Source organism: Massilia pinisoli, assembly GCF_024753285.1.
Lineage (GTDB): Bacteria > Pseudomonadota > Gammaproteobacteria > Burkholderiales > Burkholderiaceae_D > Telluria > Telluria pinisoli.
Genome location: NZ_JANUGW010000020.1, coordinates 1 through 24,071, shown reverse-complemented (window position 1 = coordinate 24,071; position 24,071 = coordinate 1). Strand labels below are relative to the sequence as shown.

Annotated in this window: 21 protein-coding genes and 5 tRNA genes; 12 read left to right on the top strand and 14 right to left on the bottom strand. The window is 67.8% G+C overall.

Going from position 1 to position 24,071, the window contains the following annotated elements:
• Positions 1-106: 106 nt before the first annotated feature.
• The 7 genes from ureC to NX784_RS22050 form a co-directional block, all read right to left on the bottom strand.
• Positions 107-1,807 (bottom strand): urease subunit alpha, encoded by a 1,701-nt coding sequence (gene ureC, locus NX784_RS22080; RefSeq protein WP_258818844.1) that lies wholly within the window; start codon positions 1,805-1,807, stop codon positions 107-109.
• Positions 1,808-2,125: an urease subunit beta gene (locus NX784_RS22075; protein WP_258818843.1), complete on the bottom strand. Its 318-nt coding sequence runs from the start codon at positions 2,123-2,125 to the stop codon at positions 1,808-1,810.
• Positions 2,122-2,622: a GNAT family N-acetyltransferase gene (locus NX784_RS22070; RefSeq protein WP_258818842.1), complete on the bottom strand. Its 501-nt coding sequence runs from the start codon at positions 2,620-2,622 to the stop codon at positions 2,122-2,124. The genes NX784_RS22075 and NX784_RS22070 overlap by 4 nt, the downstream gene beginning before the upstream one ends.
• Positions 2,623-2,629: 7 nt before the next feature.
• A complete protein-coding gene (locus NX784_RS22065) occupies positions 2,630-2,932 on the bottom strand; it encodes an urease subunit gamma (protein WP_258818841.1) in 303 nt (100 codons plus the stop codon).
• A gap of 10 nt (positions 2,933-2,942) precedes the next feature.
• Positions 2,943-3,803 (bottom strand): urease accessory protein UreD, encoded by an 861-nt coding sequence (locus tag NX784_RS22060; protein ID WP_258818840.1) that lies wholly within the window; start codon positions 3,801-3,803, stop codon positions 2,943-2,945.
• Positions 3,804-4,053: 250 nt separating this feature from the next.
• Entirely contained in the window at positions 4,054-4,215 is a 162-nt protein-coding gene (locus NX784_RS22055; RefSeq protein ID WP_258818839.1) for a hypothetical protein, read from the bottom strand.
• A gap of 155 nt (positions 4,216-4,370) precedes the next feature.
• Complete coding sequence (locus NX784_RS22050; protein ID WP_258818838.1) at positions 4,371-5,870, bottom strand: diguanylate cyclase; 1,500 nt, start codon at positions 5,868-5,870, stop codon at positions 4,371-4,373.
• A 104-nt stretch (positions 5,871-5,974) separates the two neighbouring features.
• Between NX784_RS22050 and NX784_RS22045 the strand changes: the two genes are divergently transcribed.
• The 3 genes from NX784_RS22045 to NX784_RS22035 are packed head-to-tail and all read left to right on the top strand — an operon-like array spanning position 5,975 to position 8,308.
• A complete protein-coding gene (locus tag NX784_RS22045; RefSeq protein ID WP_258818837.1) occupies positions 5,975-6,949 on the top strand; it encodes an SDR family oxidoreductase in 975 nt (324 codons plus the stop codon).
• Positions 6,950-6,964: 15 nt separating this feature from the next.
• A complete protein-coding gene (ku, locus tag NX784_RS22040; RefSeq protein ID WP_258818836.1) occupies positions 6,965-8,020 on the top strand; it encodes a non-homologous end joining protein Ku in 1,056 nt (351 codons plus the stop codon).
• A complete protein-coding gene (locus NX784_RS22035) occupies positions 8,021-8,308 on the top strand; it encodes a hypothetical protein (protein ID WP_370662961.1) in 288 nt (95 codons plus the stop codon).
• A gap of 27 nt (positions 8,309-8,335) precedes the next feature.
• Here the strand turns inward: NX784_RS22035 and ligD are convergent, their stop codons facing one another.
• Positions 8,336-11,002: a DNA ligase D gene (ligD, locus tag NX784_RS22030; protein ID WP_258818835.1), complete on the bottom strand. Its 2,667-nt coding sequence runs from the start codon at positions 11,000-11,002 to the stop codon at positions 8,336-8,338.
• Positions 11,003-11,109: 107 nt separating this feature from the next.
• Positions 11,110-12,783 carry a M28 family metallopeptidase gene (locus NX784_RS22025; RefSeq protein ID WP_258818834.1) on the bottom strand — a complete coding sequence of 558 codons (1,674 nt, stop codon included), beginning with the start codon at positions 12,781-12,783 and terminating at the stop codon, positions 11,110-11,112.
• 221 nt (positions 12,784-13,004) lie between these two features.
• On the opposite strand from NX784_RS22025, the gene NX784_RS22020 reads away from it, so the two are divergent.
• Together NX784_RS22020 and NX784_RS22015 are read left to right on the top strand one after the other, a co-directional pair.
• Complete coding sequence (locus NX784_RS22020; RefSeq protein WP_258818833.1) at positions 13,005-13,346, top strand: hypothetical protein; 342 nt, start codon at positions 13,005-13,007, stop codon at positions 13,344-13,346.
• 107 nt (positions 13,347-13,453) lie between these two features.
• Positions 13,454-14,413, top strand: coding sequence for a D-2-hydroxyacid dehydrogenase (locus NX784_RS22015; protein ID WP_258818832.1), 960 nt, complete (start codon positions 13,454-13,456; stop codon positions 14,411-14,413).
• Between the two features lie 10 nt (positions 14,414-14,423).
• On the opposite strand, the gene NX784_RS22010 is transcribed toward NX784_RS22015, so the two are convergent.
• On the bottom strand, positions 14,424-18,362 hold the full coding sequence (locus NX784_RS22010; protein ID WP_258818831.1) for a sensor histidine kinase: 3,939 nt from the start codon (positions 18,360-18,362) through the stop codon (positions 14,424-14,426).
• A 106-nt stretch (positions 18,363-18,468) separates the two neighbouring features.
• On the opposite strand from NX784_RS22010, the gene NX784_RS22005 reads away from it, so the two are divergent.
• The 3 genes from NX784_RS22005 (at position 18,469) to NX784_RS21995 (ending at position 19,220) form a co-directional block, all read left to right on the top strand.
• A tRNA-Arg gene (locus NX784_RS22005) sits at positions 18,469-18,545 on the top strand.
• Between the two features lie 78 nt (positions 18,546-18,623).
• Positions 18,624-19,085: a GNAT family N-acetyltransferase gene (locus NX784_RS22000; RefSeq protein ID WP_258818830.1), complete on the top strand. Its 462-nt coding sequence runs from the start codon at positions 18,624-18,626 to the stop codon at positions 19,083-19,085.
• 58 nt (positions 19,086-19,143) lie between these two features.
• Positions 19,144-19,220, top strand: a tRNA-Arg gene (locus NX784_RS21995).
• Positions 19,221-19,279: 59 nt separating this feature from the next.
• Here NX784_RS21995 and NX784_RS21990 read toward each other — a convergent pair.
• Both NX784_RS21990 and NX784_RS21985 read right to left on the bottom strand, forming a co-directional pair.
• The gene (locus NX784_RS21990; protein WP_258818829.1) at positions 19,280-19,474 is read right to left on the bottom strand and encodes a type II toxin-antitoxin system antitoxin; all 195 of its coding nucleotides are present in this window, start codon (positions 19,472-19,474) and stop codon (positions 19,280-19,282) included.
• A gap of 9 nt (positions 19,475-19,483) precedes the next feature.
• Positions 19,484-20,377, bottom strand: coding sequence for an SPFH domain-containing protein (locus tag NX784_RS21985; RefSeq protein WP_258818828.1), 894 nt, complete (start codon positions 20,375-20,377; stop codon positions 19,484-19,486).
• Between the two features lie 134 nt (positions 20,378-20,511).
• On the opposite strand from NX784_RS21985, the gene NX784_RS21980 reads away from it, so the two are divergent.
• The 3 genes from NX784_RS21980 (at position 20,512) to NX784_RS21970 (ending at position 21,090) form a co-directional block, all read left to right on the top strand.
• A tRNA-Arg gene (locus tag NX784_RS21980) sits at positions 20,512-20,588 on the top strand.
• A gap of 208 nt (positions 20,589-20,796) precedes the next feature.
• A tRNA-Arg gene (locus NX784_RS21975) sits at positions 20,797-20,873 on the top strand.
• 140 nt (positions 20,874-21,013) lie between these two features.
• Positions 21,014-21,090 (top strand) — tRNA-Arg (locus tag NX784_RS21970).
• A gap of 73 nt (positions 21,091-21,163) precedes the next feature.
• Here the strand turns inward: NX784_RS21970 and NX784_RS21965 are convergent.
• Positions 21,164-23,053 (bottom strand): sensor histidine kinase, YfiR-like protein-associated, encoded by a 1,890-nt coding sequence (locus NX784_RS21965; protein ID WP_258818827.1) that lies wholly within the window; start codon positions 23,051-23,053, stop codon positions 21,164-21,166.
• Positions 23,053-23,649 (bottom strand): TOL_0243 family YfiR-like periplasmic protein, encoded by a 597-nt coding sequence (locus NX784_RS21960; protein ID WP_258818826.1) that lies wholly within the window; start codon positions 23,647-23,649, stop codon positions 23,053-23,055. Before NX784_RS21960 ends, NX784_RS21965 begins: the two co-directional genes overlap by 1 nt.
• On the opposite strand from NX784_RS21960, the gene NX784_RS21955 reads away from it, so the two are divergent.
• A partial coding sequence (locus tag NX784_RS21955) for a hypothetical protein (protein ID WP_258818825.1) occupies positions 23,649-24,071 on the top strand: 423 nt, incomplete at its 3' end. The genes NX784_RS21960 and NX784_RS21955 overlap by 1 nt on opposite strands.

Below are 24,071 nucleotides of genomic sequence, written 5' to 3'. Positions count from 1 at the left end.
GGCTTGCCGTCCACGCGGTGATAGCCAACGGCTCCGGTATCGTGCGCGGTCCGGTTACCGCCAACGATCACCGCGTGGACAGGAAACCTGTCCACCCTACGTGAAATCAAAACAAAAAGTAGCGCTGCGCCAGCGGCAGCACGGCGGCCGGTTCGCACACGAGCAGCCGCCCGTCCGCGCGCACCTCGTACGTTTCCGGATCGACTTCCATATGCGGCGCCGCCCCGTTGTGGATCATGTCGCGCTTGCGCAGCCCGCGCGTCGCGCGCACGGGGATCACGGTCTTGGCAAGCGCCAACCGCTGCGCGACGCCGAGGTCGAACGCGGCCTGCGACACGAACGTGAACGACGTCCGCAGCCCGCCGCCGAACGCGCCGAACATGGGCCGGTAATGCACGGGCTGCGGCGTGGGAATCGACGCATTCGGGTCGCCCATCAGGCTCGCGGCGATCATCCCGCCTTTCAGGATCATCGATGGCTTGACGCCGAAGAACGCGGGTCGCCACAGCACGATGTCGGCGATCTTGCCCGGTTCCAGCGAGCCGACGGCGTGCGCGATGCCGTGCGTGATGGCGGGATTGATCGTGTACTTCGCCACATAGCGTTTTACGCGCGCGTTGTCGCTGCGCGAGGAATCGCCGTCGAGCGGGCCGCGCTGCACCTTCATCTTGTGCGCCGTCTGCCACGTGCGCGTGATCGTCTCGCCCACGCGGCCCATCGCCTGCGAGTCGGACGACATCATCGAGATGGCGCCGATATCGTGCAGGATGTCCTCGGCGGCGATGGTCTCGCGGCGGATGCGCGATTCCGCGAACGCCACGTCTTCCGCGATCGCCGGGTCGAGGTGGTGGCACACCATCAGCATGTCCAGGTGCTCGTCCAGCGTGTTCACCGTGTACGGGCGCGTGGGGTTCGTCGACGACGGCAGGACGTTGTCGCGGCCGACGGCGGCGATGATGTCCGGCGCGTGCCCGCCGCCCGCGCCTTCCGTGTGGAACGTGTGGATCGTGCGGTCCTTGAACGCGGCCAGCGTGGACTCGAGGAAGCCGGCCTCGTTCAGCGTGTCCGAATGCAGGGCGACCTGGATGTCCATGCGCTCGGCCACGGACAGGCAGCTGTCGATGGCGGCCGGCGTGCTGCCCCAGTCCTCGTGCAGCTTCAGGCCCACGGCGCCCGCTTCGATCTGTTCTTCCAGCGGACGCGCGGCGCTCACGTTGCCCTTGCCGAAGAAGCCCAGGTTCATCGGGAACGCGTCGGCCGCACGCAGCATGGACTCGATGTGCCACGCGCCGGGCGTGCACGTCGTCGCCGCGGTGCCGACGGCCGGGCCCGTGCCGCCGCCCAGCATCGTCGTGATGCCGGACATCAGCGCGTCCTCGATCTGCTGCGGGCAGATGAAATGGATGTGCGTGTCGACGCCGCCGGCCGTGACGATCATGCCCTCGCCCGCGATGATCTCCGTCGCGCCGCCGATGGCGATCGTCACGCCCGGCTGGATGTCCGGGTTGCCCGCCTTGCCGATGGCGGCGATCACGCCATCCTTGATGCCGATGTCGGCCTTGACGATGCCCCAGTGGTCGACGATGACGGCGTTCGTGATCACCGTGTCCATCACGTCCGCGCGCACGCGCTGCGACTGGCCCATGCCGTCGCGGATCACCTTCCCGCCCCCGAACTTCACCTCCTCGCCGTAGATGGCGTAGTCCTTCTCGATCTCGATGACGAGGTCCGTGTCCGCGAGGCGGATGCGGTCGCCCGTCGTGGGGCCGTACATGTCGGCATAGGCCTGGCGGCTGATCGTCACCATTTACGCGCCTCCGTCGAGCGGGCCGCCGATACGGCCCTGGAAACCATGCACGATGCGGTCGCCCGCGAGATCGACCAGTTCGACGGTGCGGCGCTGGCCCGGCTCGAAGCGCACGGCGGTGCCGGCCGCAATGTTCAGGCGCATGCCGCGGGCCAGGGCGCGGTCGAATTGCAGCGCGTCGTTCGCCTCGTGGAAGTGATAGTGCGAGCCGACCTGCACGGGCCGGTCGCCCGCGTTCGCGACGACGAGCGTGACTGTGCGCCGGCCCGCGTTGAGCACGACGTCGCCGTCGCCCAAGAAGTATTCGCCCGGGATCATGCGGCCTCCGGCATCGACAGGGTTTTCGTGTACTCGGCCATCGCGCTGGATGCGTCGCCCGCGCGCGCGTAGCCGAGGTCGCGGATCAACGTCTCGGCACCGGTGCCGGCCAGCGCGACGAGCCGCAATTCGCCGCGCCCCAGCGCGCGCGCCTCCGCTTCGACCGCACGCAGCAGCACCCCGCCGATGCCGCGCCGGCGCGCGCGGCTGTGTACCGTCAGCGCCCGGACGAAGGCGAGATGGTGGTCATCCGGGCGCTGGCACAGGTCCAGCTGCACGGTGCCCAGCAGCGCGCCATCGTGCGCGGCCGCCAGCAGCACGCGCGTGCCCGCGGCGATGGCCGCGCCCACGTCTTCCCAGTAGCGCTGCACGTGGCGGCCGTGGGGGATGGCGGCGGGGTCGGGTGACGCGCCGTGCGCCACGGCGTCCAGCAGGAGGTCGGCCAGCTTGACGCGCATGACGGCGCAAGCCTGGGCATCGAGGAGGAGGATTTTCATGGCGGGGTCACGGGATCGGGTTGTGGACGGTGACGAGCTTGGTGCCGTCGGGGAAAGTGGCTTCGACCTGGATTTCCGGGATCATCTCCGGCACGCCGTCCATCACGTCGGCGCGCGCGAGGACGGCCGTGCCCTCGCTCATCAGCTCCGCTACACTCCTGCCGTCGCGCGCGCCTTCCATGATCGCGGCCGCGATCAGCGCGACGGCTTCCGGGTAGTTCAGCTTGAGGCCGCGCGCGCGGCGGCGTTCGGCCAGCAGCGCGGCCGTGAAGATCAGCAGTTTGTCTTTTTCGCGTGGGGTCAGGTCCATGGCGTTCCCGTTAGGTGTTCCAGATGCGCGGCGGCGTCGCCGGCCGGTCGAGCAGGTGCGGACGCAGCGCCTGCCACGCGAGCGCAAGCGCGGCGCGCGCCCGTTCGCCGTCGTCGCCGAGGAAGCGGGCCACGAACACCTGCTTCACCTGGCTGACGGCCAGGTCCGGGTCGACACTGCGCACGACGTTCTGCAGCGCGGCGGGCACGGGCTTGCCGATGGCGAGCAGCGTGGCGCACACGCTGCAGCCCTGCATACCCAGCGGGCTGGCGAGCGTTTCCGCCGTCACGGCGCCCTGCTCCCACCACACGGGCCGGCCGGCGATGCGGATGCGTGTCCGCTGCACGACGCGGCCGTGCGTAAAACGCTCGCCGGACGCCTGCCTCCCGAAGCACAGCACTTCGCTGCCGACGTAGACGGCGCCCGGCGCGAGGTCCACGTCGTGCGCGAGCGCGACGTCGGCGCCGTCGTAGAAAATCGTTTCCTGCGGCAGCCACTCGATGGCGGCGCCCGCTGCGGCAACGAGGCGCACGTCCTGGCGCGCCATGCGCCCGTTCGCCCGATACCATTTGGCGGCACCGGGCGACGTGGCGAGCACGTGGCAGCCTTCCTGCGCATCGAGCGCGATGTCGAGGCGGTCGCCGCCGACGATGCCGCCGGGCGGATGCACGACGATCACGTGGCAGGCGCCCGGCCCTTCCGGATACAGCGCCTTCTGAACGCGCAGCGGCCCGCGGTGCTCGCGCCGCACGAGGCGCGTGCAGGCGCCGTCGCGCGCAAAGCCCAGGTGCAGGCTCGCGTGCCAGGAGGTAGTGGATTGAGGATCGTCGGCAGTGCAGTCGCGCATGCCGGATGAGTTAGCACGATGCATGCCAGTTGCAAACGGGTGCGCGCGGGGCACCGCCCCGGGGCATGCGCTACCCGCGCGGGATGACGCGCACCAGTACGGCACGGGCGGCACCGCAACGGTGCGGACGCGACGGGGTCAGGGACGAGCGCGGTGCGCGCCGGAATGCGAAGCGGAGGGGTGAAGCGGACGGCCGCTGGAAAGCGGCTCGGAGAAGACGCGCGCTCGGCCGGCCGCACAGCCGGTCAAGCATGCGAATGGCGACCGGGACCGGTCAGCGGCGGCGGCGCAGCGGCCGGGCCACGCGGGCGGTGCGCAGGGCGCGCTCGCGGTCGGCGGCCTGCTTCGATGCGACCAGTTCGAATGTCAGGGCCAGGGCGATGCCGGCCGGGGCGGCGGCAGCGAAACCGAGGACTACGAGGACGACGGTTGACAACAGAATAACGATAGTGCTCGGGCGAGGCATGATATCCACCTTTTCTCTAATACCGTGGTTCCATCCTGCCACAGCTGGGATGCGCTTGCAATCGAACGCCGTGCCGTGCGTCAACAATCCGCGTGGTTGCTGTGCTGAAAAAGAGACGGCCGTGCTCACTGCATCGCCAGCTCGACGCAATTGCGACCGGCCCGCTTCGCGCGCGCGAGGGCGGCGTCGGTGCGCTGCGTCAGGGAGTCGCCACTCTCCTGCTCGCCCAGCTGCGCGACGCCGAGACTCACCGTCACGTGGTCGCAGCCGGGGATCTGCGCCTGCTCGATCGCCACCCGCACCTTTTCCGCCATGCGCAGGCCGTCGATGGCGCTCGTGTGCGGCGCGATGATGTGGAATTCCTCGCCGCCCGAGCGCACGAGCACGTCGCTGGCGCGCAGCACGGCGCGCGCCGTGTCGGCCACGGTGCGCAGCGCCACGTCGCCGACCGGATAGCCGTACGTGTCGTTGACGGCCTTGAAACGGTCGATGTCGAACGCGAGCAGCGCCAGCGGCACGCGGTAGCGGCGGGCGCGCTTGATCTCCTTGTCCAGCAATTCCTCGCCGTGACGGCGGTTCGCGACGCCCGTCAGCGCGTCCATCGTCGAGATGTACGTCAGGCGCACGAGCAGGTGCTCGTTTTCCTGGCCGATCGCCGCGAGCCGCAGGCCGAAGGCGGCCAGGCGGGCCACGTCGGCCAGGGTGTTCCACTCGTCGAGCGAGAAGGCGCGCGGCGCATCGAACAGCAGCGACAAGGCGCCGCGCGGCGCGCCGGGCCCGTCCGCCGGAATCGGCACGCCCAGCGCCATCGCGACGCCATGCGCGAGCAAGCCGTCGGCCAGCGCCGGCTCGCCCGGCTGCTCAGGGGCCTCGATGAGGGCCGCGGTCCCGCCGGCGGCCGCCAGCAGGCCGGGGAACGCGTGGCGCAGCGGCGCCTGCAGCAGCCGGTCCGTGCGCTGCAGCAGCGCGCCCAACAGCAAGCCGTCCGGGCCCTGCTGCGCGACCAGTTGCAGGTCGTTGCCTTCCCTCAGCAGGAACAGGCCCGCGTGCAGCACGCCGGGCCACGCACACAGCGCGGCGCACAGGCTTTCTGCCAAGGTGTGCGCATCCTCCGCGTCGTCCAGCGCGGCCTGCACGCGGGTACGCAGGTCGAGCAAGGCGCGCAGGCCGGCCGCATCGCATGTCGGGGCGCCCGGCTGGGCGAGCGTCGTCTCGACCATCGTACGCAGTGCCGCCCCGTCCAGCGGCGTGACGGCATAGCGCAGCGGCCCGGACGCCATCAGCGCGGGCAGCCAGGCGACGCCCGCGAAGGGACACAGCAGCAGCACGGGCGCACCGGCGCGGCGGGCGACGAGGTCGGCCAGCGCATCGAGATCGATGCTCGGCTCGAAACGGTCGAGGTCGATGATGAGCAGGTCGGGCTGCGCGCGCGCCATCAGGCTCGCGGCGACGTCCGCACTGTCGGCGAGATCCAGGCGCGCGAACAGGGACGCGCACGCGTCGGAAAAATCCGCGCGCCGCTGCGCCATCGGACTCAGATAGATGCCCGTCCGCCCTGCTTCCTGCCCCGCCTGCTGCGCCATCCTCACCTCGACATTGCTTTGTTCCGCCGACAAGTTTGCCACAAAGCACCTGCAACGGCCAGCAAATGCACGCAATGTGTGGGACCGCACCGTCAGCGGCCGCCACACGCGGGAATACTGGCGGGATCATGCACAAGGAGGGCACCATGGCAACACAGGACGATGCGGCGAACAAGCAGAAGGCGATCCAGAACCGTCAGGACCAGCGGGACGCGAGCATGCAGAAGGGTGACCAGGGCAGCGGAGGTGGCGCGGCGCAGACGGGCGTCCAGCAGCCCAGCGGCGACTTTCCCGCCCAGCACCTGGCCAAGCCGGGCCTGGAAGCGCAGATGGAGCTCAAGCCCAAGTTCATGGCCGAGCAGTACAAGGGCAGCGGCAAGCTGGCAGGCCAGGTCGCCATCGTGACGGGTGGCGATTCCGGCATCGGGCGCGCGGTCGCGATCCTGTTCGCGCGCGAAGGCGCCGACGTCGCGATCCTGTACCTGAACGAGCACGAGGACGCGGCCGAGACCCAGCGCTACATCGAAGCCGAAGGCCAGAAATGCATCACCATCGCCGGCGACGTGAAGGACATGGAATTCTGCCAGCAGGCGGTCGACCAGGTCGTCGCGAAATGGGGCCGGCTCGACGTGCTCGTGAATAACGCCGCGTTCCAGGAGCACGCCGAATCGCTGCTCGACCTGACGGAAGACCGCTTCGACGAAACGATGCGCACGAATATCTACGGCTACTTCCACATGGCGAAGGCCTGCCTGCCCTACATGAAGCGGGGCGCGGCCATCATCAACACGGGTTCCGTGACGGGCCTGAAGGGCTCGAAGAAACTGCTCGACTATTCGACGACGAAGGGCGCCATTCACGCCTTCACGATGTCGCTGGCGGCGAACCTGCTGGACCAGGGCATCCGCGTCAACGCCGTCGCGCCGGGCCCCGTGTGGACGCCACTGAACCCGGCCGACCAGTCGCCGGAAGACATCACGAAATTCGGCCAGAGCACGACGTTCGGCCGGCCCGCGCAGCCCGAAGAGATGTCGCCTGCCTATGTCTACCTGGCCTCCAACGTCTGTTCGGGTTACGTGACGGGCGTCGTGCTGCCGATCACAGGATCGGTCGGCGAATAAACCGGGGAGCTGATCATGGCGAGAAGCATGTGGAAGGGTGCGATCAGCTTCGGGCTGGTGCACATCCCGGTCGAGATGTATCCGGCGGCGAGCGACCAGGGGCTCGACCTGACGATGCTCGACCGGCGCGACTTCGCGCCGATCGGCTTCAAGCGCTACAACAAGGCGACCGGCAAGGAAGTGTCGTGGGACGACATCGTCAAGGGCTACGAATACCGCGACGGCGAATACGTCGTGCTGACCGACGAGGACCTGCGCCGCGCGAACCCGGAAGCGACGCAGAGCATCGACATCCTCGCGTTCGTGAACGCAGAGCAGGTCCCGCTGATCTACTACGAGCAGCCCTACTACCTCGCGCCCGGCAAGGGCGGCGACAAGGTGTATGCGCTGCTGCGCGAGACGTTGCGCGAGGTCGGCAAGATCGGCATCGCGAACGTCGTCATCCGCGTCAAGCAGCACCTGGCCGCCCTCGTCTGCGTGGGCGACACGATCGTGCTGAACACCTTGCGCTATCCGGACGAGATCCGCCCCGTCGACGAGCTCAAGATCCCGGCGGCCGACTCGAAGGCCGCGCAGGTCACGGACAAGGAATTGCAGATGGCGAAAGCGCTCGTGGAAGGCATGAGCGAGAAATGGAAGCCGCAGCAGTACCACGACACGTATCGCGAGGACGTGCTCGCGCTGATCAAGAAGAAGGTCGCGGCGAACCAGACCAAGACCCTCACGGAACCGGAGCCGGAGGAAGAGAAGCCGGCGAAGGCGAACGTCATCGACCTCGTGTCGCTGCTGCAGGCAAGCCTGGGCAAGAAGCCCGCCGCGAAGGCTGCCGCGGACGACGACGACGACGAACCGCCGCCGGGCAAGTCCGCCAAACCTGCGCGTCACGCGGACGACGACGACAGCGACGAGACCCCGGCGCCGCGCGCACGCAAGGCGCCCGCGCACGCGGCCACGCACGCGAGCGCGAAGCGCACGACGGCCGCGAAGTCGACGAGCGCCAAGACGGCGACGAAGGCGGCCGCCAAGCCGGCCGCGAAAGCGGCGCCGGCGCGGCGCAGGAAGGCCGCCTGAGTGGATCTCGACACGCTGCTGGATCTGCTGCAATGGCCCGCGATGGCCGTGACGCTCGTGGCCGCGTTCCTCGTCGGTGCCCGCCATGCGAAGAAACGCATCGTCGGCTTCTGGACCTTCATCGCCAGCAACGCGTTGTGGATCGTGTGGGGCGTGCACGACGGCGCGTGGGCGCTGATCGCGCTGCAGGCGGGGCTCGCCGCGATGAACGTCCGCGCCATTTTCCGCAATGAACGGGGCGATCCGGCGCCGGACGACGGCGTCCACCCCGGACAACAGTCGACGTGAACGGCGTGCGTCGCTTGCGCCGCCCGCTTACTTGTCTCCCGGCTTGTACCCCAGCGCCTTCATCGCCTTCGTGAGCGTCGTGGCGCTCTTGTCGTAGTCGGCCCACGGCGCGTTGCCTTCGTCGAGGCGCGTGTGCACGGTCTTGACGGTCCAGTGACTGCCCGACTTCAGCTTCGGCAGCTCTTCCCACCGCACCGGAACCGAGATGCCGAGGCCGGGGCGCACGCGGGCCGACCATGCGGCGACGGTCGTCGCGCCGCGGCCGTTGCGCAGGTAGTCGATGAAGATGCGGCCCACGCGGTTCTTCGCGCCGCTCTTGGCGGAAAAGCGGTCCGGCAGCGTCTTCGACAAGTGGTTCACGATGGCGCGCGAAAAATCCTTCACCGTGTCCCAGTCGAGCTTCGGCTTCAGCGGCACGACGACGTGCAGCCCCTTGCCGCCGCTCGTCTTGAGGAACGGCTTCAGGCCCAGCTCCTCCAGGAAGACACGCATGATCTGGGCGGCCTCCTGCACCTGGGGCCAGTCGATGCCCTCGCCCGGGTCGAGGTCGAACACCATGCGGTCCGGCGTATCGTAGTGCTTCGCCGTCGCGTTCTGGCTGTGGATCTCGACGACGTTCCACTGCGCACTCGACAGCAGCCCCTCGACCGTCGCGATCTGCGTCATGCGCGGATGGTCCGGGTCGAGCGCCTGGTCCATCTGCGCGACGCCGGGCATCTTCGCCGTGTCGACGACGTGCTTCTGGAAGAACAGCTCACCGCCCACGCCCTCGGGCGCGCGCACGAGCGAGACGGGGCGGCCCTTCAGGTGTTCCATCATCAGTTCGCCGACCAGCGCGTAATAACGCACCATCTCGACCTTCGTGACGCCGCTTTCCGCATCCACCACGCGCTCGCCGTGCGTGACCTTGAACGTGGCGGGCAGCGTGCCCTCCACCGCCGCCGGCGCCGGGGTCTTCGCCGCCGCGCGCTTGGCGGCGGTTTTGCGCGCAGGCTTCGCGGCAGGTGTCGCGTCGCCGTCAGCCTCCGCAGGCTGCATATGCTTCGGCAGCTCGCGCACGACGCTCTTCGCCGGCTTGTCCTTGCGCAGGCCCTGGAACACGGGGTGGCGGACCGAATCCGTCGCCGTCCATTCCGAGAAGCTGACTTCCGCGACGAGGACGGGCTTCACCCAATGGTTCGTGCGACCGGGCACGGCGCGCGGCGGGAACGGGTTCTTGTCGGTCTCGATCTCTTCGAGCACCTCGCGCATGTGGCGCAGCGACGCGCCGTTGAAGCCGCTGCCGCAGTTGCCCGCATAGCGCAGCACGCCGTCCTTGTCGTGGTAGCCCAGCAGCAGCGAGCCGATGCCCGTGCGCGAGCCTTGCGGATCGGTGTAGCCGCCGATGACGAATTCCTGGCGCAGGCCGCATTTCAGCTTGATCCACTCGGGCGAGCGGCGCGTCACGTAGCGCGAATCGCGCCGTTTGCCGATCACGCCTTCGAGCCCGATCTGGCACGCCGCGTCGACGAGCTGCGCCGGGTCGGTCCCGAACTCGGCGGAGAACCGCACGACCTCGGACGGCCGATCCTCCAGCACCTGCTGCAGAAACGGGCGCCGCGCGTCGAGGCGCACGTCGCGCAAGTCGTAACCCTTGCAGTACGGCGCGTCGAACACGAAGTAGACGATCTTCGCCGTGTTGGAGCCATCGAACGCGAGCTGCAGCAGATTGAAGTTCGGCTTGCCGTTCTCGTCGTGCACGACGATCTCGCCGTCGTACCAGCCGTCCGGCAGCTTCATCCGCCGGATTTCCTGCTGCAGGGGGCCGAGCTTGTCCGTCCAGTCGTTGCCGTTGCGGGTGATGAGGCGGACGTCCTTGCCCTCCACGCGCGCGAGCATGCGGTAGCCGTCGAACTTGATCTCGTAGATGTAGTTTTCCGGATCGGCCGGCGGACCGTCGACGAGGGTCGCCAGTTCCGGTGTCAACGTTTCCGGCAGGTCGGCCTTGACGGCGCCCTCCGGCATGGCGCCGCGCTTCGGCTTCGCGGTCGCGGTCGCCGTCTTTGTCGCCGTCTTTGCCGCGGATTTGCGCGCGGGCTTGGCCACCGCGCCGTCGCGTTCGGCCTTCAATTCCGCCACCTTCGCGGCCGCGCCCCGCTCGGGCATCGGCAAGTCCTTCACGCTGTCGGGAAATTCGTCGACGACGGAGAATTCGCTTGCCGGCTTCGCGTACTCGTCGGTTTCCTTGATGAGGAGCCAGGGCTCCTGCTTGTCGTCGTCGTGGCCGCGCAGGCGCACGAGCACCCAGCGCCCGTGCATCTTGTGGCCATGCATCTCGAACTTGATCTCGCCCTTTTTATAGCCCTGGCGCGGATCGCCGACGGGTTCCCACGTGCCCTTGTCCCAGATGATGACCTTGCCGGCGCCGTACTGGTGCGGCGGGATCGTCCCTTCGAAATCGGAATACGAGATGGGATGGTCTTCCACGTGCACGGCCATGCGGCGGTCGTGGGTGTCGTAGCTGGGGCCTTTCGGCACGGCCCAGCTCTTCATGACGCCGTCCAGTTCCAGACGGAAATCGTAGTGCAGGCGGGTGGCCCAGTGCTTCTGGATCACGAACGTCAGCGCATCCTTGCTCGCTTCGCCGCCTTCTTCGGGCTCGGCCGTGATCTGGAAGTCGCGCTTGGCCTTGTACAGCTTCAACGGGTCCGGCATGGCATCACCTCCGCATCGATTTGCCTCAGTGTAGGCAGGCGGTGCGGGCGCGACTGTTCGCCACCTAACCGTGGGTGGCGCGCATGGTGCGCGCCACCCGTCGCGTGTTACTTGCGCTCGGCCGCCGTCGCGTCGCGCGCGGCGCGGAACTCGGAATCCTTCGCCCAGTTCGGCCACACGGACGAATCGGCGAGGTCGCGCCCCAGCGCGTACAGGATGCCGAGGTCATGCGCCATGCCCGTGAACGGCCACGACGCGCTCCACTCGTCGGCGGGCTGGTGGTAGGCGTTGTTCACGTATTTTTCTTCAGACGCCTTGCCGGCCGCGACGCCGCCCTGCTCCCAGTCCTGGCCCGACTCGAACGACACCGCCGGCACGCCGTGCTTGGCGAACGAGAAGTGGTCGGAACGGAAGAAGTGGCCCGCCTCCGGTTTCGGATCCGGCGAGAAGCGCAGGCCGCCCTGCTTCGCCTTCGCGATCAGCTCGTCCAGCAGGTCGAGCTTGGCGCTGCCGGAGATCGAGAAGTCGTGCGCCGGGCCGTACGGGCTCAGCGCGTCCATATTGATGACGCCCACCGTCTTCGCCAGCGGATAGACGGGATTGCTCGCATAGTATTCGGAACCCAGCAGGCCCTTCTCTTCCGCCGTCACGGCGAGGAACACGACGCTGCGCTTGGGCGCAGGCGCGTTCGCGAAGGCGCGGCCCAGTTCCAGCAGCGCGGCGATGCCCGTGCCGTTGTCGATGGCGCCGTTGTAGATCTTGTCGCCCTTGGCGTCCGGCTCGCCGACGCCGAGGTGGTCCCAGTGGCCGCTGTACATCACGACCTGGTCCGGATGCGCGCTGCCCGGACGGATGGCCAGCACGTTCTTCGACGTGATGACCTTGGCGTCGACGCCGTAGTGCGCCGACATCGTCACGCCCTTCAGCGCGACGGGCTTGAACGCGCGCGTTTGCGCCTGCTTCTTGAGCTTGTCGAAGTCGAGGCCCGCATGCTTGAACAGGTCGACGGCGACGTCGCGCTGGATCCACGCTTCGACCGGCGCATGCGATTCCAGCGGATTCTTGCGCACGATGTCGTATTGCACGTTCGTGTTCGAGTTCTTCACCGTGGCCCAGCCGTACGACGCGGGTGCCGTCTCGTGGACGATCAACGTGCCGATCGCGCCGCGGCGTGCCATTTCCTCGTATTTATAGGTCCAGCGGCCGTAGTAGGTCATGGCCTTGCCGCCGAAGTCGCCCTTGCCCGTCTCGAAGTCCGGGTCGTTGATCAGCACGACGGCCAGCTTGCCCTTCAGATCCTGGCCCTTGAAATCGTCCCACTTGCGCTCCGGCGCGGTGACGCCGTAGCCGACGAAGACGAGCGGCGCGTTCTTGAAGTCGACCGCCTTCGCGCCCGTCATGGCCGCGCGGATCGCGATCTCGTTGCCTTGCGTGAACTTTTTCGTCGTGCCGCCCTCGGACACCGTCACGTCGACCGGGCCCTGGATCTCGAAGCGGCCCAGCGGCACGTCCTGGGTCCAGCCGCGCTTGCCGTCGACGAGGTCGCCGCCAGGCTGCAGGCCCGCGAGCTTGAACTGCTCGATCAGGTAGTTCACGGTCTTCGTTTCGCCGGGCGTGTTCGGGCCGCGGCCTTCGAACGCGTCGGACGACAGCACCTTGACGTCCTGCGACAGGCGCTGCGTATCGATGTGGACGGTGTCTGCGGCCTGTGCGGCCAGCGCCGCGGTGGCGAGTGCGATGGCGGTCAGGGTGGTACGGAGGGTGGAGGTTGGTGTTCTCACGGGCGATCTCGGTAGTGTCGATGTTGTGGTGTTGGCCGGGTAGGCCGGGAGTGCCGCCAGAGTATCGTTCGAATAATTTCCACTGTCAAACACCGCACGGTCGCATAAGTAGTTGTAACGGGATGTAAAGAGCCGTCAACCGGACGCACGGCGGCAGCGTTTGTGGCCCAGTAGCTCGGGAATCTTCCCGCCTCTCAACGACACCTGAAGGAAACATCGCCATGAGCAAAATCGTCGCTACCCTGATCGCAGGCCTGTTCGCCACCGCGGCGTTCGCGCAGACGGCCACCACCCCGGCCACGACGACGCCGGCCGCCAAAGCCGAGATCAAGGCAGACAAGAAAGCCGCGAAAGCCGAAGCCAAGGAAGAAAAGGCCGACGTGAAGGCCGATGCGAAGCTGGAGAAGAAAGCCGCGGAAGCGAATGCAGACGTCGCCGTCGCGAAAGCCGACGCCACGAAGAAGAAAGCCAAAGCACACAAGAAAGCCGCCAAAGCCAAGGCGGAAGCCGCAGCCGAGAAGGCCGAGGCACACGCAGACCAGAAGGCCGACGCCGCCAAGTAAGGCGCCGCGAACCGGCTCAAGCCCCTCCATCCTCGAAAGACAGGGTCCGCCCTGTCTTTTTTTCGTCCGCGCTCTACAATGGCAGTCCTTCTTTGCCCGGGACAGCCATGCACGACATTGCTCAGCACAAGATCGTCTTCCTCGACCGCGACAGCCTGATCGCCGACATCCGCACGCCCGCGTTCGCGCACACGTGGACCGACCACGGGGCCACGCAGCCGGACGAGGTCGTGGAACGCCTGCGCGGCGCGACGATCGCCATCACGAACAAGGTGCCGCTGCGCGCGGACACCATCGCGCAACTGCCCGACCTGAAGATGGTCGCCGTGGCCGCCACCGGCATGGACAACGTGGATCTCGCCGCCTGCCGCGCGCGCGGCATCGTCGTCGCCAACATCCGTAACTACTCGCTCGTCTCCGTGCCCGAGCACTGCTTCGCGCTGATCCTCGCCGTGCGCCGCAACCTGCGCGCCTACGTCGTCGACGTCGAAGCGGGCCGCTGGGAACGGTCGACGCGTTTCTGCCTGCTCGACCACCCGATCGGCGACCTCGCGGGCAGCCGCCTGGGCATCGTCGGCTACGGTGCGCTGGGCCGGCGCGTCGCACAGATCGGGCGCGCGTTCGGGATGGACGTCGCCGTCACGTCGCGCTCCCCCGCCGCGGACACCGACGTCACCACGCTCCCGCTGGACGACCTGCTGGCCACGTCGGACGTCGTCAGCCTGCACCTGCCGCTCACGGACGCGACGCGCCACATGATCGGCGCGCGCGAGCTGGCGGCGATGAAAAAGAACGCCATCCTGATCAACACGGCGCGCGGCGGCCTCGTCGACGAAGCGGCGCTGGCGCAGGCGCTCACCGACGGCACGATCGCCGGTGCCGGCTTCGACGTGTTGAGCAAGGAGCCGCCCGCCGCCGACAATCCGCTGCTGCAGCTGCGGCTGCCGAACTTCGTGCTGACGCCGCACGTGGCGTGGGCCAGCGGCGGCGCGATGCAGACCTTGGCCGATATGTTGGTCGACAATCTCGAGGCGTGGGTGGCGGGGAAGCCGACCAACGTCGTGTGAGCCGCGCGGCCTAGCCGTCCGCCCGCACGGGTACGGGCGCCTCCACCGCCCGCAGTGGCAACTCGAGGATGAACGCCGTACCCGCGTCCGGCCTGCTCTCCACGCGGATCGTCCCCTGCAGCACGGTCGTCACGAGGTTGTACGCGATGTTCATCCCGAGTCCCGTGCCGCCCTGCCCCATGCGGGTCGTGAAGAACGGGTCGAAGATGCGCGACAAATGTTCCGGCGCGATGCCGCGGCCGTCGTCGGAAAATTCGATGCGCACGCGGCCGCCGTCGATCGGCGTGGCCGTGAGCACCATCCGGCCGCCCGGGGCGTCGAACGCGTGCAGCAGCGCGTTGTTGATGAAGTTGATGACGACCTGGCCGAACGGCCCCGGATAACTGTCCATCGCGATCCCCGGCGGCACGCGCAGTTCGAGCGTGTGGCCGGCGCGGCGCACCTGGTTCATCATCGTGGCGGCGATCTCGTGGCAGGCCTGGCCCAGGTCGAAGCGGCGCCGCTGCGTGCTGGCCTGGTCGACGGACACCTGCTTGAAGCTGTTCACGAGGTCCGCCGCCGCGTTCAGGCTGCGCACGATGAGGCTCCCCGCCTCGCGCGCGGCCGCGATCCATGTCTCCAGGTCCGATTTCTTCAAGGCGTTGTGCGCGAACCGGTCGGCCAGCGCGTCCGTCTTTTCCTGCAAGGTGCTGGCCATCAGCAGGCTGTTGCCGATCGGCGTATTCAATTCGTGCGCGACGCCGGCGACGAGGGAACCGAGCGACGCGAGCTTTTCACGCGCCGCCAGCTGCGCCTGCGTTTCCTTCAGTTGACGGTAGGCGTCCGCGTTGTCGAGCGCGACGCCGACGTACGATGCGAGGGTGCTGAGCATGTCGAGCTGCACGTTGTGGTACGCACCCGGACGTCCGCTCTGCACCGTGATCACGCCCAGCACGCGGCTGCCGACGAGGATCGGCACGAACAGCAGCGAGCGCAGTGGCGGCAGCGCGCCCGCGTCGGCGTCGGCGGGATCCGTGCCGAGCACGTCGCGCACGAGGCCCGCAAAGCGGGCGTAGTCGCGCGCGAGGTCGCCGATCAGGATTTCCTCGCCCGTCGCCTGGCAGTACGCGCCAAGCCCGCGCACGCGCGCGGGGAACAGTCCCGCTTCGGGCACGCGGCGGCCGTCCGCGACGACGTACGGATACGCAAGCAGGCCGTCCGCGTGCGCGAGACCGATCGCGAACAGCGGCGCGTCCATCAGCTGGCGCACCTGGCCGTACACATTGGCCATGATCGCCTCGCCGTCCAGGTTCGCCGTCAGCTCGCGGCCGATGTCGGACAACAGGGCGATGTTGCGGCGCGCCTGCTCCACGGCTTCCTTCTGCGCCTCGGCTTCCTGCTTGCGGCGTTCGGCCTGCTCCTTCTGCAGCACGAGTTCCGCGGTGCGCGCGCCCACCTGGTGCTCGAGACGCTCGGTCTGCTGCACGAGCACGCGCACGCGCAGGCGGTACAGCGCGACGACGGTCGCCGCCAGCACGCTCGCCACGGCCAGGCGGAACCACCACGTCATCCAGAACGGCGGCGTGATCGAGATGCCGAGCGTGGCCGGCTTCTCGCTCCACACGCCGTCCTTGTTGGCGGCCCGCACCTCGAACACATAGTCGCCCGGATCGAGGTTCGTGTACGTGGCGAAGCGCTTGGCGGCGTCCGTCTCGGTCCAGTCCTGGTCGAAGCCGCGCAGGCGGTAGGCGTAGCGATTCGCCTGCGGGTCGGCGTAGTGCAGCGCCGCGAATTCCAGGGTAAATACGGACTCGCGGTGGGAGAGGCGCACGTCGCGCAGGCGCTCGATGGCGGCCGGCAGCGCGCGCGGCCGGTTGAACACGAGGAAATCAGTGATGGCGACGGCAGGCGGGAACGGATTGTCGTGGATGTCCTCGGGCTGGAACGACGTCATGCCGCTGATGCCGCCGAAGTGCAGCTCGCCGTCGGCGCCCCGCGCGGCCGAGCCGACGAAGTACGAGCCGTCCGTGAGGCCGTCCTTCGCCGTGTAGTTCTTGTAGCGCCCCGTGTCCGGGTCGACGCGGGTCAGGCCGACCGTCGTGCTGACCCAGATCTGCCCGTTGCCGTCCTCGAGGATGCCGCCGATCGGCACCTGGTCGCGCGCGGTCGTCACGGGGAACGGCCGGAACGTGACGTTGCCCCCGGCGCCCCGCTCCACGCGGTGCAGGCCGCCCGCCGTACCGACCCAGAGGTCGCCACGCGCCGATTCGTACAGGTAGTAGACGCGGTTGTGGCCCAGGCTCGTGGGGTCGGCCGGATCGTGGCGGTAGTGCGTGAAGAGGCCGGTCGCGCGGTCGTAGCGGTCGAGGCCATTCTCCGTGCCGATCCAGATGGCGCCCGCGCGGTCCTCGAGCACGGCGAAGCCGTAGTTCTCGCCGAGACTGCCCGGAACGGCCGGATCGTGGCGCCAGCCGCGCATCGTGTGGCCGTCCGGCGCCAGCATGAACAGGCCGCCGCGGGTGACGATCCACAGCGCCCCGGCGCGGTCGAGCATCAAGTCCTGCACCCAGTTGGCGCCGGCCTCGCGGCCCAGCGGCACCTGCGTGAACCGGCCCGTCGCCGGGTCGCGCCATGACAGGCCGCTGGGGGAGCCCACCCACAGGCGGCCGCGCCCCGGCAGCACGCGGTTCACCATGTCGTCCGGCAGGCTCGCGGGATTCGCCGGATCGTGGCGCAGCACGTCGGCATGGCCGCTGTTGGGGTCGAAGTGCACGATGCCGCCGGCAGTGGTGCCGAGCCACAGGCGGCCGTCGGCGCCGATGGCGATCGTGCGGATCTTGCGCGCACTGCGCAGGTCGGCCGCTTCGCCCGGCAGCATGGAGAAGCGGGCAAAGCCGCCGCTCGCCAGGTCGGCGCGGTTGACGCCGCCGAACATCGTGCCGGCCCACAGCGTCCCCGTGCGGTCGACCCAGACCGACGTGACCTGGTTGTCGGACAGCGAGTGGCGGTCGAGCGGCTGGCTGACATAGCCGACGAAGCGGCCGCTGGCCGGGTCGCGCCATTTGAGGCCGTCGAGTTCCGTACCCACCCACAGGTTGCTGCCCTGGTCGTGATACAAGGCGCGCACCCGGCCTTCGCCCATGCCCTCGTCGGCGCCGACGTGATGGCGCTGCGGCGGACCGTCGCCGATGCGCCACGCTTCGAGGCCCGCGTCGGTGCCGATCCACAAGGTGTCGCGCGGTCCCATCGACAGCGCGCCAACCGTGTTGCGCTTGCCGTTGCCGGCCTCGATGTCGACATGCTCGAAGCGGACGCCGCCCACCGGCAGGTGGTCGAGGCCGACGCCGCTGCCGACCCACAGGCCGCCGTGCGGATCGAGGGCGAGCGCCGTGACGCGGTCGTCGCGCAGGCTGCCGGGGTCCCGGCTGTCGTGGCGCAGCTTGAGGACGCCGCCCGTGGCCGGATCGACGTGCACGATCCCGTCGCTGGTGCCCACCCACAGGCCGTCGGCGCCGTCGCCGATGATCGCCGTGACGGCGCTCGTGCGGGTATCGCGCGCGCCGGCGGCCTGCAGGGGCTGGCGGATGAACGTGCGGGTGGCGGCATCGAAGCGCGCGAGGCCGCCGCGCGTGCCGAACCACAAGCGGCCCTGGCCATCCTCGTACGCGGCGCGGACGTAATTGTCGGCCAGGCTGGCCGGATCGTTGGGATCGTTGCGGAACACCTGGGTGCGGTAGCCGTCGAAGCGGTTCAGGCCCGCCTGCGTACCGAACCACATGAAGCCGTCGCGGTCCTGCAGCATGGCGAGGACGGACTCCTGCGACAACCCTTCTTCGAGCCCGATGCGTTCGAAGCGCAGGCTGCGCGGCGCAGCGGCCAGCGCCGCCGAGCACAGGCACGCCAGCAACAGGCAGCAGGCCATGCGCAACAGCGCCGGCAAACGGGGCGCTCGATTGCGGCGCGGCATCATTTCGGGTTTCCAGGACACAGGTCCTAATCTACCAGAATGCCCGAAAATGTTGAGAGAAATTAAGACTTCCGCATTCGGCATGCCGCTGCTATAATGCGTGCATCGGGCGGCTGTAGCTCAGCTGGATAGAGTACTTGGCTACGAACCAAGGGGTCGTGGGTTCGATTCCTGCCAGCCGCACCAAGTTTTTCGGAAGGCCAGATCGCAAGATCTGGCCTTTTTCATTGCCGCTCCGGTTGCTCATCCATAACACGCGCCGCCATGCCGAGCCAACCCATCATTCGCCCACTCGCCCCCGCCGACCATGACCAGTGGCGCCCGCTGTGGGATGGCTATAACGCGTTTTACGAGCGCAGCGGCCCGACGGCCCTTCCCGACGCCATCACGCAAGCGACGTGGCACCGGTTCTTCGATCCGGCCGAACCCGTCCACGCGCTCGTGGCCGAGGAAGACGGCCGCATCGTCGGCCTTGCGCACTACCTCTTCCATCGCAGCACGACGCGGCTGCACGACGTCTGCTACCTGCAAGACCTGTTCACCGTACCGGCGCTGCGCGGCCGCGGCGTCGGGCGGCAACTGATCGAGGGCGTGTACGCGGCGGCGCGGGCCGCCGGCAGTTCGCGCGTGTACTGGCAGACGCACACCACCAACGCGGCGGGCCGGGCGCTGTACGACAAGGTCGCCCGGCACCTGGGCTTCATCGTCTACACGCACGAGCTGTGAACACCGCGCCGGCCGCACTTTGCCATTCATGAAACCGCTGCTATAATGCGTGGCTCGGGCGGCTGTAGCTCAGCTGGATAGAGTACTTGGCTACGAACCAAGGGGTCGTGGGTTCGATTCCTGCCAGCCGCACCAATGTATTGCGATAAAAGGCTCATGAGACGCGCAAGCGCTCATGAGCCTTTTTCATTGCGTCAGGGCGTATCGCCCCCTTCCCCGTCCTCCCGCACCGACGCCACACGGATGCCGCGCCGCGCCAGCGCCTCGCGCAGCAGGAATTCGATCTCGGCGTTCACGCTGCGCAAATCGTTCGCGGCCAGCCGCTGCAACTGCTCCCACAGCGCGGGATCGATACGCAGCGGATACGACTTTTTCCCCGGGCTCGCCATCGACGCGCGTCAGTTATACAGCGTGCCCGCGTTGATGATGGGCTGCGCGTCGCGGTCGGAGCACAGCACCACCAGCAAGTTGCTGACCATCGACGCCTTGCGCTCCGCATCCAGCTCGACGATCTGGCGCTCGGCCAGCCCTTTCAACGCATCCTCGACCATCGTGACGGCACCGTGCACGATGCGGGCCCGGGCGCTGATGATGGCCTGGGCCTGCTGGCGGCGCAGCATCACCTGGGCGATCTCGGGGGCGTACGCGAGGTGCGTCAGCTTCGCGTCCAGCGTTTCCACGCCGGCCGCCTCGAAGCGCGCCGTGAGCTCGTCGCTGAGCGCCAGCGCCACCTCGCTCGCGCCGCCGCGCAAGGTCATTTCGCCGGGTGCCAGGTCCTCGCCTTCGTCGTACGCGTATTGCGCGGCCAGGTGGCGCAGTGCGGCCTCGGCCTGCACGCTGACGTAGCGCTCGAAATCGTCGACTTCGAACAGCGCCTGCGCCGTATCGCGCACGCGCCACACGACGGCCGCGGCCAGCTCCACCGGATTGCCCCGCTTGTCGTTGACCTTCAGCGTCGACATATTGAGGTTGCGCGCCCGCACCGTCAGCTTGCGCTTGCGATACAGCGGGAACGCCCAGCGCAGGCCCTCGCCGCGGTCCGTGCCGACATAGCGTCCGAACAAGGTCAGCACGGCCGTCTCGTTGGGCTGGAGCATGTAGACGCCCGCGCACACGAACAGCCCGGCGATGGCGAGCGCGATGCCGCCGACCGCCGCCCCACCCGACGCCGAGCCCATATTGGCGGCGTGGAGGATCCACGCGCCGGCCAGCACCGCGAGCAGGCCGCAGGCAAACGCCGCATAACCGTTCATCGACGTGAATTGCGCTTCCTGACGAGTATGTGTGGACATGCTGGTTCCCGTTGTTATATGAAAGTGATATCACTTTAGGATCACCTTCGAGTGTTGTCAATGCGCCATGCATGGTCGCGTGATCCTTGGTCTTTTGCCATTCGAGATACGGGCTGCTATAATGCAGGGCTCGGGCGGCTGTAGCTCAGCTGGATAGAGTACTTGGCTACGAACCAAGGGGTCGTGGGTTCGATTCCTGCCAGCCGCACCAACGTTTCACGATCAAGGCTCATGAATGCGCAAGCGCTCATGAGCTTTTTTCTTTCGGAAACCCGTTTCTCATCCGATCAATCCGCCCATCCGTTTTTTACCAAAAGGCGGCAACCCGAGCACGACGTCGGTCGTCGTCACGTCGAAGTAAGCGGAGACACAAGCGAGACTTGCCAAATATCGGAATGCCGCTATAATGCGTGCCTCGGGCGGCTGTAGCTCAGCTGGATAGAGTACTTGGCTACGAACCAAGGGGTCGTGGGTTCGATTCCTGCCAGCCGCACCAACTGTTTCAGACAAAAGGCTCATGACACGTGCAAGCGGTTCATGAGCCTTTTTTCATTCTTTCCGGCACGCATCGCACTGGCCAGGAAGCCAAATTGACCTTTTCCAAACGGCAAAGCCCCGCTATAATGCGTGCCTCGGGCGGCTGTAGCTCAGCTGGATAGAGTACTTGGCTACGAACCAAGGGGTCGTGGGTTCGATTCCTGCCAGCCGCACCAACTTTTTCAGACAAAAGGCTCATGACACGCGAAAGCGGTTCATGAGCCTTTTTTCATTGGCGGCGCCGGCCGCTCACGTGCGCAGCTTCTTGATAATGCTGCGATTCCCCAGGATTTCCTCGATCTGCTCGAAGCGCACGGGCTTGACCATATGGTGGTCGAAGCCGGCCTCGAACGCCAGCTGGCGGTCCTTTTCCTGGCCCCACCCCGTGACGGCGACCATCACCGTCATCGTGCAGCACGACAGGTCGCGGATGCCGCGCGCCAGGTCGTAACCGGACATCTGCGGCAGGCCGATGTCGAGGAAGGCGTAGTCCGGACAGAAGCGCTTGGCGGCGGCCAGCGCGTCGGGGCCGTTGTGCGTGATGACGACGCTGTGCCCCATCGCCGTCAGCAGCGCGCCGATGCTGTTGACGAAGTCGACGTTGTCGTCGGCCAGCAGGATGCGGTACGTCTCGGCGCTGATGAACGACATCGGCGTCGGCTTCGCCGGCAGCTCCGGCTCGACGACGATCGGCAGGCGCACGACGAACTGGCTGCCGTGACCGACGCCGGCGCTGTGCGCCTCGATGGTGCCGCCGTGCAGCTCGACGAGCTTTCTCGCCAGCGACAGCCCGACACCGAGACCCGCGTTCGACCGCTCCAAGGTGGAATCGACCTGCACGAACATCTCGAACACCGTGTCCAGCATGTCGGGCGCGATGCCGATGCCCGTGTCGGACACGACCAGGTTCAAGGTGCGGTCGTCCACCGTCGCCTTCAGCCCCACGCGGCCGCCGCGGTTCGTGTACTTGGCGGCGTTGTTCAGCAGGTTCGACAGGATCTGCGCGAGGCGCGTCGCGTCGCCGTTCAGGAACACTGGACGGTCCGGCAGGTCGATGGTCAGCTCGTGGCCGTGCAGTTCGATGTACGGACGCACGACTTCGAGCGCGTCGTTGACGACGGCCTTCAGTTCCACGCGACCGCTCTTGATCGTGAACTTGCCCGTGTTGATGCGCGAGACGTCCAGCAGGTCGTCGACGAGGCGCACCATCTGGCGCAGCTGGCGCTCCATGATGTCCGTGGCTCGCTGGGTGGCCTGGGCGTCGCCGCTGCGCAGCCGGAGGATGTCCAGGCCCGTGCGGATGGGCGCGAGCGGGTTGCGCAATTCATGCGCCAGGGTGGCGAGGAATTCGTCCTTGCGGCGGTCGGCCAGGCGCAGCGCCTCTTCCGCGCGCTGGCGCACCTGCATCTCGTGCTCCAAGGTCGCGTTGGCTTCCTGCAGCGCGTGCGAGCGGCGGCCGATCTCGGCCAGCATGTCGTTGAACGCGGCAACGAGCACGCCGATCTCGCCGCTGTCGTTGCCGGGTACGCGCAGCGTGAAATCGCGCCGCTGCACCACCTGGCGCGCGACGTTCGTCACAGCGGCGAGCGGCCGCGTGATGGCCGCCTGCAGCCGCGACGCGACGAGGCCCGCGATCAGCAGCGCGCCCAGCATCACGGCGCCGAGGATCGCGCCATAGCTCACGAGGCGGTCGAACAGGCCGTAGCGCGAGCGCAGGTACACGGTGCCCACCATCTCGCCGTTTTCCACGATGTTGCGGAACACGGCCACTTCGCCCGCCTCGATGCGGTACCCGGACGGCGCCGGCCGCGCGGGGATCGTCTGGTTCGGCGCGGACGCATACGTGGCGAAGCGCGTGCCATCGCTCGTGTAGACCGCGGCCGCGAGGATCTGCGGACGCACCCGCAGTACGGCCAGGTTCTGGCGTGCCGTCTCCTCGTCGTTGAACGCGAGCGCGGGCGCCGTCACGCGCGCCATGATGTCGGCCTGCGTCATCAGGTCGTCCGTCCAGTAGCGCTGGAACGCCCGCAGGTCGAACAGCAGCATCGCGACGGATGCCGCCAGCAAGGCGACGAACGTGGTCGCCACCGCCATCAATATGAGTTTGCCGCGGACCGTGCCGCCGTCGCGCACCACCATCACTGCGCTCCTTTCTGCACCCGGTTCGCCACTGTCAGCAGGCGCGAACTGAGCTTGATGCCATTACGTTCCGCCGCATCGAGGGAGACGTCGAAGCGGACGCGCTCGTCGACGATGCGGAAATTGATCACACTGCCGAGCTGCAAGCCGTTCTCGCACTCGGTCACCACGAGCATCGCGGCGCTCGCCTGGCGCACGATGCGTCCCACGCGCTGCGCGTCGCCACCACCCACGAACAGCAGGTGCACGCGCGCGCCCACGTCGGCTTCGCGCAGCTCGCGCACCTCGATGGGTCGGTTGTTGACGGTGCGCCCGGCCACGACGCGCGCCAGCTCGACGGCCAGGTCGTCCGCGCCGATCACGCCGATCGTCAGCGGCGCGGCCGCGTCGGCGAAGGCGGTGGCGGGAAACTCCGTGTAGCCGAGGAATTTATACAGGAAGGCCGCCTTCACGCGCCGCTCCAGCGGCACGGCGGGTACGGCGCTTTGCGCGCGCGCGGGCGGCACGAGCGCCCTGCCCGCGCACAGCGCGGCCACGCAGGCCAGCATCCAGACGGCGACCGTCCGGCGCAGGCCGTGGTTCGTGGATCGGTTCAATGGAAGATGCATCGGCCGGTAGGCAAACCCAGGGCAGTGAACGTTGGCAGGGCGCACCCTACGAAACGGCCGGATCGCACACGCCGCGCCGGCGGCGCCGCACATGGCCGGCGTCCGCCACCGGGATGATAGCCGGGGAAGGTCGACAATGGCAACGCGCGGCAGGCCCGCGTGGATGGAAAATTCGGAAAGAACGTAAACGACAGCAAGGCGTCTTTAAACATTTTGCTATCGTAGAACATTTTCTTTTTTGCACCAAGAGCGTCCCGATTGAGATGGACACTGTTGAGTCATTTATAAAAGCAATGGCGGATATTGAAAATCTAAATTGGATTTCTTTTTTGCGATGCAGCATTATGAACCTGTCTCCTCTATTCTCCTCCAAGGATAGATTCAGCCCGCTGCCGCAGCGGGCTTTTTTT